The sequence below is a fragment of the Flavobacterium micromati genome (assembly GCF_900129585.1).
In the GTDB taxonomy this organism is placed as follows: domain Bacteria; phylum Bacteroidota; class Bacteroidia; order Flavobacteriales; family Flavobacteriaceae; genus Flavobacterium; species Flavobacterium micromati.
The window spans coordinates 123304-133720 of the sequence record NZ_FQWF01000013.1; the positions used below are offsets into that span (position 1 = coordinate 123304).

General features: G+C 32.9%; 9 protein-coding genes. 3 read left to right on the forward strand and 6 right to left on the reverse strand.

Features of this window, described 5'->3' with window-relative positions; all coding sequences use genetic code 11:
• Position 1: 1 nt before the first annotated feature.
• The 3 genes from BUB42_RS14210 to rsfS all read right to left on the reverse strand — a co-directional run bounded on the left by BUB42_RS14210 (position 2) and on the right by rsfS (position 3031).
• Complete coding sequence (locus BUB42_RS14210; protein ID WP_073021539.1) at positions 2-604, reverse strand: LUD domain-containing protein; 603 nt, start codon at positions 602-604, stop codon at positions 2-4.
• Between the two features lie 110 nt (positions 605-714).
• Positions 715-2640, reverse strand: a complete 1926-nt coding sequence (ftsH, locus tag BUB42_RS14215) for an ATP-dependent zinc metalloprotease FtsH (protein ID WP_073021540.1) — start codon at positions 2638-2640, stop codon at positions 715-717.
• Between the two features lie 19 nt (positions 2641-2659).
• On the reverse strand, positions 2660-3031 hold the full coding sequence (gene rsfS / locus BUB42_RS14220) for a ribosome silencing factor (protein ID WP_073021542.1): 372 nt from the start codon (positions 3029-3031) through the stop codon (positions 2660-2662).
• A 93-nt stretch (positions 3032-3124) separates the two neighbouring features.
• Here rsfS and BUB42_RS14225 point away from each other — a divergent pair, with 93 nt between their 5' ends.
• Positions 3125-3853 carry a biotin--[acetyl-CoA-carboxylase] ligase gene (locus tag BUB42_RS14225; protein ID WP_073021570.1) on the forward strand — a complete coding sequence of 243 codons (729 nt, stop codon included), beginning with the start codon at positions 3125-3127 and terminating at the stop codon, positions 3851-3853.
• 142 nt (positions 3854-3995) lie between these two features.
• On the opposite strand, the gene BUB42_RS14230 is transcribed toward BUB42_RS14225, so the two are convergent.
• Together BUB42_RS14230 and pyrE are read right to left on the reverse strand one after the other, a co-directional pair.
• Complete coding sequence (locus BUB42_RS14230) at positions 3996-4388, reverse strand: SRPBCC family protein (RefSeq protein WP_073021544.1); 393 nt, start codon at positions 4386-4388, stop codon at positions 3996-3998.
• 18 nt (positions 4389-4406) lie between these two features.
• Positions 4407-5054: an orotate phosphoribosyltransferase gene (pyrE, locus tag BUB42_RS14235; RefSeq protein WP_073021546.1), complete on the reverse strand. Its 648-nt coding sequence runs from the start codon at positions 5052-5054 to the stop codon at positions 4407-4409.
• Positions 5055-5061: 7 nt separating this feature from the next.
• Between pyrE and BUB42_RS14240 the strand changes: the two genes are divergently transcribed.
• Entirely contained in the window at positions 5062-5661 is a 600-nt protein-coding gene (locus BUB42_RS14240) for an NUDIX hydrolase (RefSeq protein WP_073021548.1), read from the forward strand.
• Positions 5662-5821: 160 nt separating this feature from the next.
• On the opposite strand, the gene BUB42_RS14245 is transcribed toward BUB42_RS14240, so the two are convergent.
• A complete protein-coding gene (locus tag BUB42_RS14245; RefSeq protein WP_073021550.1) occupies positions 5822-7552 on the reverse strand; it encodes a M14 family metallopeptidase in 1731 nt (576 codons plus the stop codon).
• A gap of 132 nt (positions 7553-7684) precedes the next feature.
• Here BUB42_RS14245 and BUB42_RS14250 point away from each other — a divergent pair, with 132 nt between their 5' ends.
• Positions 7685-9028: a DEAD/DEAH box helicase gene (locus BUB42_RS14250; protein WP_073021552.1), complete on the forward strand. Its 1344-nt coding sequence runs from the start codon at positions 7685-7687 to the stop codon at positions 9026-9028.
• The last annotated feature ends 1389 nt before the right edge of the window (positions 9029-10417 follow it).

Consider the following 10417-nt stretch of genomic DNA (forward strand, 5'->3'; position numbering starts at 1 on the left):
TTTAAAGATCTTCTACAAGGAGTAAATAAAGATTTTTTGCTGAACTTCCGTATTGAGTAAAGTCTTCTTCTTTAACTTTTCGAAAGTATTTTATAGTCGTGATATTAGTGGGATAATCTGTAATATATTTTCTTTTTATGGCGCTTAAGCCGTCTGTTTTTTCTCCGATGATTTGGCTTGTTTTGGCTACAACGATAATGTTTTCTGGCAATTCGTTCGGTTTATGTTGTTTTATCTGCTTTGACGAAAATAAAATCGAACCTTCATCAGCTATTAAATTTTCACAACTTGCAAGGACGAATTTAGGGTTTTTGGGATTGTTGTAGGTTAGTTTATTGTCATCTAGCATGCTAACTAAAGCTGGATCGTAACATAAAACTTCACTCTCAAACCAATCGTTTTCTTCTAATATATTTTCAAATTGTTCTTTTACCTCTTCGTAATTTTCACAATATAAAAACTTGCCACCATTTTTTTTAAAGTTATGAATAAAAAGTTCATCTATAGCGGTAGTATTTTCGGTAAAAGGTTTACTGAATTCAGTTTCTTTTTCTTCATCGGAAGATAAATTACTAGACCCAAAAAATTTTCTAAAAAGACTCATATGCTTTTAATGTACTGTATTAATATTTCAAAACGTTCAAAGATAAAAAAATCTTAACTCAAAATTGGTTTTTGAATTAAGATTTTTAAAAAATTGAGAAATGATGTAATTTATGATACTACTGCACCTAGATTTTTATCAAATGTTCTTTTTCCGAATATAGCTTCTAAATCATCTTTAAAGATTACTTCTTTTTCGATTAAAATGTCGGCGAGCTGGTTTAACTTATCTTTATTTTGTTCCAAGATATTTATGGCTCTTTCATATTGACCTTCAATCAAAGCAGAGATTTCGGCATCAATAACTTTCGCGGTTTCATCAGAATATGGTTTTGAAAAATTATAATCCCCCTGTCCTGATGAATCGTAATAAGTAACATTTCCTATTTTATCGTTTAAACCGTATATAGTTACCATTGCACGTGCCTGCTTGGTTACTTTTTCTAAATCACTTAACGCGCCTGTCGATATTCTATCAAATGTTACTTTTTCAGCAGCTCGTCCGCCCATTGTTGCGCACATTTCATCAAGCATTTGATCTGTTCTCACAATCTGTCTTTCTTCTGGCAAGTACCACGCTGCGCCTAAACTTTGGCCGCGCGGAACAATTGTCACTTTAATAAGAGGAGCAGCATGTTCTAGCATCCAACTAACAGTTGCGTGTCCAGCTTCATGAATTGCAATTGCTCTTTTTTCGTCAGGAGTGATTATTTTATTTTTCTTTTCGAGACCACCTATTATTCTATCAACAGCATCAAGGAAATCTTGTCTATCAACAGCAGTTTTATTATGACGAGCAGCAATTAATGCAGCTTCATTACATACGTTTGCAATATCAGCGCCAGAGAAACCTGGAGTTTGTTTTGCTAGGAAATCTAGATCAAGACCTTCCACTTTTTTGATAGGTGCTAAGTGAACCTGAAAGATTTCAGCTCTTTCTCTAATATCTGGTAAATCAACGAAAATTTGTCTGTCAAAACGGCCAGCACGCATTAATGCTTTGTCAAGCACATCAGCTCTGTTAGTTGCTGCTAGCACAATTACATTTGAATTTGTTCCAAAACCATCCATTTCTGTTAGTAATTGGTTCAAAGTATTTTCGCGTTCGTCGTTTCCACCAGACATGTTGCTTTTTCCTCTAGCTCTTCCTACTGCGTCAATTTCGTCAATAAAAATGATTGCTGGAGATTTTTCTTTTGCTTGCTTGAATAAATCTCGAACCCGAGATGCACCAACTCCTACAAACATTTCAACAAAATCAGAACCAGATAGCGAGAAGAAAGGCACCTGCGCTTCTCCGGCTACGGCTTTCGCCAATAATGTTTTTCCTGTTCCTGGAGGACCTACAAGTAAAGCTCCCTTCGGAATTTTACCGCCTAGATTTGTATATTTCTCAGGGTTTTTTAAAAATTCAACAATTTCTTGTATCTCTTCTTTTGCTCCTTCTAACCCAGCTACATCTTTAAACGTTGATTTAATATCTGTTTTTTCATCAAAAAGTTTCGCTTTTGATTTTCCAATATTAAAAATTTGACCACCTCCACCTGCACCACCACCTGACATTTTTCTCATAATGAAGATCCAAACCGCAATGATAATGATGATAGGTAATAAACTTATTAAAATATCCGACCAATTGTTTTTTGGTAAGAAATTAAAGTCTTTTAACTTCCCTTCTTTTACAGCTTTCTCGAGTTTGTTCTGGAATATTTGATCATTACCGATGTCAAATGTGTAATGAGGTCCTTTATTAGGTCTATCAAAAACATCTTTTGACACTTTCTTGTGAGAAGCATCTTTTAAAGCTGCGGCATTCAGGAATACTTCGGCTTCTGTCTTATTATATACGATAACTTTTTCTATTTGACCTTTTGCCAAAAAGTCATTGAATTTTGAAGAAGTTAACTGCCCTGGTTCATTTAAACTAGAACCGCCTGTTACAAAACTGATGAATAAAAAAATTAATAAAATTGCAGTATAAATTAACCACGGACTTACTTTAAACTTATTCGGATTAGGATTTTTTTCTTTAGCCATTACTACGGATTATATGTCTTTAGTATTTGTTTTCGATGGTGGTTATTTTAGCATCGCCCCATAGATTTTCGATGTTGTAGTATTCTCTAATGTGTTTTTGAAATACATGAACCACAATATTTACATAGTCCATTAACACCCATTCAGCATTATCACTTCCTTCAACATGCCAGGGCTTGTCTTTCAATTCTTTTGAAACTGTTTTCTGGATTGAATTTACGATGGCATTAACTTGAGTATTTGAATTTCCGTTACAAATGATAAAATAGTCGCAAACAGCTGTATCTATTTCTCTTAAATCTAGTATGGTAACATCATTTCCTTTTACTTCTTCGATTCCATTAATTATGTTTGCTAATAGGATGTCGTTATTTATAGTCTTTTTCGCCATGAATTATTTTATATAAGTTTGTAAAGTTACCATTTTTTGTCATTATTTTTGAACCTTAACATAATATTAAATTCTGTTCACAAAAAACGTAAAATGAAAGTAATCAAACTCGATGCCATAGATTCCACAAATGAGTTCCTAAAAGGTTTGTCTAGTAAAAAAGATCTTGAAAATTTCACAATAGTCAGTACCAATTGCCAGACACAGGGTAAAGGTCAAATGGGCGCTGTTTGGGCTTCTGAGGTTGGTAAAAACCTTATGATGAGTATTTTGGTTAAGGGCTTTATCGTCAATATTAGTCAAATTTTCGACCTCAATATCGTTATTTCAGTATCGGTTATAGAAGTTTTAGAATCTCTCAATATTCCTAATCTTAGTATAAAATGGCCGAACGACATAATGTCATATAATAAAAAAATTGGTGGCATTTTGATTGAAAATAGCATTAAAAGTGACGGATCAATTAATTCTGTCGTGGGTTTAGGTCTCAATGTTAATCAAACTAATTTCAATAATCTACCGCGAGCTTCGTCTTTAAAAGTTATTTGCGATACTAACTTCGATCGTGATCAGCTTTTGGCATCGATTGGGAATACAATAGAGAAAAATATTTTATTAAGTCAGAATACACCATCCATTTGCAATTCTAAATATCGCAACTATTTGTTTAAAATAGACGTTCCTATGCCTTTTTCAAATCAAAATAATATTAAATTTATGGGAATTATTCAAGGAGTTTCTTCGATCGGAAAATTACAAATTTTGCTGGAGGACGATTCAATTGTAGAATTTGATATTAAAGAAGTGCAGATGCTCTATTAAAGCAAGTATGAAGTATAGAAAGTAGAAAATAAAGAGTTTTAATTTTGAATCTTTTCTCGGTAAATTTTAAAAAAATAGAGAAAAGAAGTCGCTTGAACGTAAATCTTTTCTCTATGTTTTATAAAGTGAAATATTTTTACAACTACAATTTATGCATGTTATTTGCTAAAGTTTCTATGAATTTTCCAATAGGTCCTTTAATCATCATAGCCATCATAGCGTTGAATTCACCTTCAAAATCAAGTCTCACAGCGCTTGAATTATCAGAAAGAGATTCAATATTAGCTACCAATGTAAATGGAAGTTTATCACTAGCTGCACCTAAAATAATTGTAGTTGGAGCAATTTTTTCCTTCATTTTTAATTTTATTTCTGGCATTCCTTTTAATCCAAAAATGAAGGCATCATCACCGATAACCTCAAATTTAGCTATATTTTCAGGCATTAATTTTTCAAAATTTCTAACATCACTGAGTGAATTAAATAATTCGAGGGCTGATTTTTCAACGGTAACTTTAGGACTTTCTAAGTTCATTATTTTTATTTTTTATTATTAAACTTCAGTTGTCCAAGTGGACGGACTCATATTCCATTCTCGTAATGTTTGTTCTTCATCATCGGTGATATATCTTTTGGCCACAGCCAAATTCAATAAATTTTGATAATTACTTAATGTATATAAATCCAGTTTTGCAGCTTTAAAATTTTCCTCTGAGACATTAAACCCGTAAGTAAATATGGCAGCCATACCTTTAACATTAGCGCCAGCTTCACGAAGTGCCTCCACGGCAAGTAAACTGCTGTTTCCTGTACTAATTAAATCTTCGACAACAACTACATTTTGCCCTTTTTGTAAAAAACCTTCTACTTGATTTTGTCTCCCGTGTTTTTTAGGTTCAGGCCGCACGTATACGAACGGCAACCCCATACTTTCAGCAACTAACATTCCTATTCCTATCGCTCCAGTAGCAACGCCGGCAATAACATCAGGCTTGCCAAAGTTCTTTTCTATATTTTTCGAAAATTCATCTCGGACATAGTTTCTCACGGCTGGAAATGAGAGAATTAATCGGTTGTCACAATAAATAGGAGATTTCCATCCCGAAGCCCATGTAAAAGGATTTCTTGGATTCAATTTAATTGCATTTATTTGCAAAAGGAATTCGGCTGTTTTTTCGGCTGTATCTTTATTAAAAATCATAATACAAATGTATAAAGTTTTTGTTAACGACAAGCCACTTTTTTTAACAAATCACATCTCTAAAGAGACAGATTTTCAATTATTTCTATTAGAAAGTATTGACATAGAGCAACTTATAGTAAAAATATTTCAAAATAAAATCCAGAAAGCTTATTTATATCATCCAGATGAAAGCTTGATTATGAAGACATTGAAATCAAAAATCAGTGTTTGCAAAGCAGGAGGAGGTTTAGTTTATAATAAAAAAGGGGAGGTTTTATTTATATTTCGAAATGGCAAATGGGATTTGCCAAAAGGCGGTATTGAAAAAGGAGAGGAACTAGAAGACACCGCAATGCGTGAAGTAGAGGAGGAGACAGGCGTAAATGGTTTGTCCATTTCACATAAGCTTCAAAAGACGTATCATGTTTTTAGGAGAAATAGCAAGTACAAGTTAAAAATAACACATTGGTACGAAATGCAATCCGACTTTGAAGGCACTCCAAAAGGTCAAATCGAAGAAGGTATAGAAAAAGTAGCTTGGCTCAATCCAGAGCAAATTAAAGAAGCACTAAAAAACTCTTACGAAAACATCAAATTATTATTTGAGGAGGAGAATAAATTTTAATTTATTTACTTCGACAATTGTCCCTGAAAGTTAAACACAGATTTCACGAATTTACAACGAATCTGTGCAAATTAATGAAATCTGTGTTTGATTTTTTTACTCTTAGTATTATATCCTAATTATTATTTTATTAAAATTAAAATAGAAAAATTACGTTCCTTTATTTTAAAATGCGATATACTGGATATTGTAAATGAGCTTTTTCATAATAAGCAGAATGTTTGTAAATCCAGTCCAATTGTGCTTCTGGACTTTTTAAAAAGTTGGCATCACTTTGCTTTTTAGTATCAAATTCAGATTTCAGATTTGGATTATCTTTCAAAATTTGAGTTGCCGTATCTTCGAAAACATAGTTAGAATAGCCTTCTTTTTGTTGCAGAATAGTATCAAAAAAATTCCAATTAAAAAATGAATCAATTCCCTCTGGTTCTAATGTTTCCAATAAATATTTAATACCTTTTTGTGCTGTTGAAATAATATAATCTCCTTTGGCGAAAGCAAGCTTTTTGATTTGAGTTGTTACAGTTGTATTTCGATGCAAATAATGCCCTTCATACGTAGAATTTACCGTATTAAAATCTGCAATTCGGTAACTTTCTACCTCGATTAGAGTATCTCTTTTTAGTTCTTGCATTTGCACTCCGTTACTTTTTAATAACTCAATAACAGGCCAAAATCCTCGTGATATAACATACGCTGTGGGTATTACAATTTCTTTTACAGATTTGTATTCTTTGCTAAAAGGGACTTCTTTTTTATATGGTTTGGTACGGTTGTAAAATAAGCGATTTCCTGTGGTTACATCACTCTTTTTATAGCTAGCTTCATATCCTAAAAAGGAAAAAGGAATTGTTTTTGTAGTATCAATTTCCCATTTTATAGTGTACGATTTTTGAGGTTTATATTGTTCCTCGTTTTTAAGTCGCAATTGCTTGATTTTTAAATAATTTACGTCGGTAAAATCAATTGCTGACCGCATATATTCGTAAGTAACTTTAACTCGGTCTTCATATTTTTTTAACATGTGAGTTTCCACCACAAACCCAATGGTATTGAATAATGAGGTGTAACCTGTTGCATATCTCGGACTCTCAAAAAACTGTGCAAAACCTTTGTCAGGTGTGTCTGCAAAAGCATTGACATAAGGTGTAGTTTCGATATTCTTTTTTTGGAGATCTTTTACTAATTCTGGCATCATTTCAGTATTCAAAAAATCACCTAAAACAGTTCCTAATTTATTGTGTTGCGTCATGATGTAAGTTAATTTATATTGATAATCGGCTCCATTGCTTACGTGATTGTCAATAAAAACGTCAGGATTTATTTTATGGAATATTTCTACAAAACTTTTTGTGTTTCTAGTATCTGATTTGATGAAGTCGCGATTTAAATCGAAGTTTCTAGCATTTCCTCTAAATCCATAAATTTCAGGTCCATCTTGATTGGCTCTGGAAGTGGAATTTCGATTCAAATATCCTCCTACATTATAAACTGGAATACAGACAACAACTGTATTTTTTGGAACTGTAATTCGGCTTAAAGCCAAATCTCTAAACAATTGCATGCTGGCGTCAATACCATCTGGTTCGCCAGCATGAATGCCATTATTGAGTAAAACTACCGCTTTATTTTTCTGGATGTCTCCAAAATTAAATTGTTTATCAGAATTGAAAATAACTATATGTAATGGTTCTCCGCTATCGGTAAGTCCCATTTCTTGAATTATAATTGTTGGAAAATCTTTAGCTAAGAGCTTGTAATAATCAATAGTTTGATAATAATCAGCAGATTGATTTCCATTTCCTTTTTCAAAAAAAGTATCGTATTTGGTAGTTTTTTGTGCCAATAAAGTAACCGAAATAAGTAAAAAAAGAAAGGTAAAAAATCTCATAATTTAAATTTTAGTTCAATTTCAAATTTAGTATTTTTTAAAATACTATCGCAATGATCCATGATTAACAAAGCTGTACTTTAAAAAAAGAAAACTTTAAAATTTAAAATTACCTTTGCACAAATTAATAAAATGAATAAGAAACACCATTCCAACAATATACTTTTGAATTTAGGCATTGAAAGCCTAAACGAAATGCAAGAAGTTGCCCAAGATGCAATTTTAAATGATAGTAACATTTTATTGCTTTCGCCAACGGGCTCGGGGAAAACACTCGCTTTTTTGTTACCTATTTTAGAAATGTTGCAACCTGAAATACTTTCTGTTCAATGTTTGATTCTAGTTCCATCTCGTGAATTAGGATTGCAAATTGAGCAAGTTTGGAAAAAAATGGGAACTGATTATAAAGTAAATGTTTGTTACGGCGGACATTCTATAGATACCGAAATTAAAAATTTAAGTAATCCACCTGCAGTTTTAATCGGAACGCCAGGCCGAATTGCAGATCACATTGACAGAGGAACTTTTCGTGTAGATAAGATTCAAACATTAATTTTGGATGAATTTGATAAATCACTGCAATTAGGTTTCCACGAACAAATGTCATTTATCATTGGTAAATTATCCAAATTAAATAAACGTGTTCTGGTTTCAGCCACCTCCGATATTGAGATTCCAAGGTATACAAGAGTTGTGAATCCAACAATTCTTGACTTTATACCAGAAAACGAGCAAGAGTCAAAACTTGCGATGAAAATGGTAGTTTCTAAGGAAAAAGATAAAATAGGTAGTTTGTTCAACTTGATTTGTTCTTTGAAGTCAGAATCGGCTATTGTTTTTTGCAATCATCGCGATGCAGCAGAACGCATTAGTGATACATTGAACGAAAAAGGAATTTATGCTACGTATTATCATGGCGGAATGGATCAAGACGAGCGAGAACGGGCACTAATACAATTTCGTAATGGAAGTATAAGTTATTTAATTACAACTGATCTTGCAGCTCGTGGTCTGGATATTCCTGAAATGAATCACGTGATCCACTATCATTTACCCTCAAAAGAGGATGAATTTACGCATAGAAATGGTCGCACCGCTCGAATGCTAGCGTCTGGAACAGCTTACATAATTACTCATGAAAGTGAGAAAAAAGCAGATTATTTAGATTACGGAATGGAAGTTTTTAACGTAGAAAATACTAATACGTTACCAAAACCACCTCACTTTCAGACCATTTACATAAGTGGTGGAAAGAAAAATAAATTGAATAAAATTGATATTGTTGGTTTCTTTTCTCAAAAAGGAAAATTAGAAAAAGGTGATTTAGGACTGATTGAAGTTAAAGATTTTATCTCTTTTGCCGCTGTGAAATTCAACAAGGTAAAAGATTTATTGCACGCAATTAAGGACGAAAAAATGAAAGGAAAGAAGTTTAAGATTGAAGTTGCTAGGAAGGTTATTAAGAAAGAGGAGTAATTTAGTGATCAGTGTTCAGCTTGAAAAAGTGTTTAAGGTTTAGTTTTAAAAAGTGCTCAGTTTAGTTGAATAAATCATTTTCGATCGTGCTATTTATTTGAGCTGTGCCCTTTATTCTGTCACGCTGAAAGCGTCCCGATAAAGTTGCCCGATATTGTTGACGCTTAAAGCGTGACAATTGTAGTACCTTTTGTTGATAAAAGGAGAATAGAATAATATTGTTTTCAAATAGTAAAGATTCAAGTTATATAATCCCTTTATTTTGTCACGCTGAAAGCGTCCCGATAAAGTTGCTCGATATTGTTGAGACGCTTCCAGCGTGACAATTGTAGTAGCTTTTGTTGCTACGAGCAGAATAAAATAATATTGTTTCCAAATAGTAAAGACTCGAGTTATATTATCCTTTTATTCTGTCACGCTTTAAGCGTCTCGATAAAGTTTCTCGATATTGTTGAGACGCTTCTAGCGCGACAATTGTAGTAGCTTTTGTTGCTACGAGCAGAATATAATAATATTGTTTTCAGTAATAAAGACTCGAGATATATTATCCTTTTATTCTGTCACGCTGAAAGCGTCCCGATAAAGTTGCCCGATATTGTTGACGCTTAAAGCGTGACAATTGTAGTACCTTTTGTTGATACGAGCAGAATATAATAATATTGTTTTCAGTAATAAAGACTCGAGTTATATTATCCTTTTATTCTGTCACGCTGTAAGCGTCTCGATAAAGTTTCTCGATATTGTGGAGACGCTTCCAGCGTGACAATTGTAGTAGCTTTTGTTGATAAAAGCAGAATAAAATAATATTGTTTCCAAATAGTAAAGACTCGAGTTATATTATCCTTTTATTCTGTCACGCTTTAAGCGTCTCGATAAAGTTGCTCGATATTGTTGAGACGCTTCCAGCGTGACAATTGTAGTAGCTTTTGTTGCTACGAGCAGAATAAAATAATATTGTTTTCAAATATTAGAGACTCAAGTGATATCATCCCTTTATTTTGTCAAGATTTAAGCGTCTCGATAAAGTTTCTCGATAAAGTTGCTCGATATTGTTGAGACGCTTCCAGCGTGACAATTGTAGTACCTTTTGTTGATACGAAAAGAATAAAATAATATTGTTTTCAAATAATAAAAACTTGAATTCTACTATCCTGTTTATTTTGTCACGCTGTAATCGTCTCGATAAAGTTGCTCGATGTTGTTGAGACGCTTCCAGCGTGACAATTGTAGTACCTTTTGTTGATACGAGCAGAATATAATAATATTGTTTTCAGTAATAAAGACTCGAGTTATATTATCCTTTTATTCTGTCACGCTTTAAGCGTCTCGATAAAGTTTCTCGATATTGTTGAGACGCTTCCAGCGTGACAATTGTAGTAGCTTTTGTTG

What these genes read in the sequence shown, in the direction of transcription:
- BUB42_RS14240 (WP_073021548.1), top strand. Translation starts at nt 5,062, where the DNA reads ATGTATAAAGTTTTTGTTAACGACAAGCCACTTTTTTTAACAAATCAC.
- rsfS (WP_073021542.1), bottom strand. Translation starts at nt 3,031, where the DNA reads ATGGCGAAAAAGACTATAAATAACGACATCCTATTAGCAAACATAATT.
- BUB42_RS14210 (WP_073021539.1), bottom strand. Translation starts at nt 604, where the DNA reads ATGAGTCTTTTTAGAAAATTTTTTGGGTCTAGTAATTTATCTTCCGAT.
- BUB42_RS14250 (WP_073021552.1), top strand. Translation starts at nt 7,685, where the DNA reads ATGAATAAGAAACACCATTCCAACAATATACTTTTGAATTTAGGCATT.
- ftsH (WP_073021540.1), bottom strand. Translation starts at nt 2,640, where the DNA reads ATGGCTAAAGAAAAAAATCCTAATCCGAATAAGTTTAAAGTAAGTCCG.
- BUB42_RS14230 (WP_073021544.1), bottom strand. Translation starts at nt 4,388, where the DNA reads ATGAACTTAGAAAGTCCTAAAGTTACCGTTGAAAAATCAGCCCTCGAA.
- BUB42_RS14225 (WP_073021570.1), top strand. Translation starts at nt 3,125, where the DNA reads ATGAAAGTAATCAAACTCGATGCCATAGATTCCACAAATGAGTTCCTA.
- BUB42_RS14245 (WP_073021550.1), bottom strand. Translation starts at nt 7,552, where the DNA reads ATGAGATTTTTTACCTTTCTTTTTTTACTTATTTCGGTTACTTTATTG.
- pyrE (WP_073021546.1), bottom strand. Translation starts at nt 5,054, where the DNA reads ATGATTTTTAATAAAGATACAGCCGAAAAAACAGCCGAATTCCTTTTG.